Below are 931 nucleotides of genomic sequence, written 5' to 3' on the forward strand. Positions count from 1 at the left end.
ATGACAATTCTTCTGATTGCCGAACACGACAATGCGACGCTTTCCGACCAGACCGCCAAGGCGCTTTCGGCGGCACTGCAGATCGGCTCCGACGTGCATGTGCTGGTCGCCGGCAACGGCGCCAAACCGGCAGCGGACGCCGCCGCCAAGCTCAAGGGCGTGAGCAAGGTGCTGCTTGCCGAAGCCGACGAGCTCACCGAGCGTCTCGCCGAACCGCTGGCGGCGCTCGTCGTCGGCATGGCCGATGCCTATGACACGATCGTCGCGCCGGCGACCTCCTCGGGCAAGAATGTTGCGCCGCGCGTGGCAGCCCTGCTCGATGTCGCGCAGGTGTCGGAGATCATCGAGATTGTCTCGCCCGACACCTTCAAGCGGCCGATCTATGCCGGCAACGCCATCCAGACGGTGCAGTCGAGCGACGCCAAGAAGGTGATCACCGTGCGCACCGCCTCCTTCCAGGCTGCACCCGAGGGCGGTTCAGCCCCGGTCGAGACGGTTCAGGCAGCAGTCAATCCCGGCCTGTCGAGCTTCGTCGAGAACAGGCTTTCCGAGACCGACCGTCCGGAGCTGACTTCGGCCAGGATCATCATCTCGGGCGGCCGCGCGCTGGGCTCCTCGGAGAAGTTCCAGGAAGTCATCCTGCCGATCGCCGACAAGCTCGGCGCCGCCGTCGGCGCCTCTCGTGCCGCAGTCGATGCCGGCTATGCGCCGAACGACTGGCAGGTCGGCCAGACCGGCAAGGTGGTCGCACCCGATCTCTACATCGCCGTCGGCATCTCCGGCGCCATCCAGCATCTTGCCGGCATGAAGGATTCGAAGGTCATCGTCGCCATCAACAAGGACGAGGAGGCGCCGATCTTCCAGGTCGCCGACTACGGCCTCGTCGGCGACCTTTTCGTCATTCTGCCGGAACTGCAAAAGGCGCTTTGAC

General features: G+C 65.2%; 1 protein-coding gene. It reads left to right on the plus strand.

What is annotated here, in order from left to right:
* Positions 1-930, plus strand: a 930-nt coding sequence (locus AC0L2C_RS34120; protein ID WP_287121924.1) for an electron transfer flavoprotein subunit alpha/FixB family protein, incomplete at its 5' end; no start/stop codon positions are given.
* Position 931: the final 1 nt, after the last annotated feature.

The sequence above is a fragment of the Mesorhizobium sp. WSM4845 genome, from assembly GCF_055811455.1.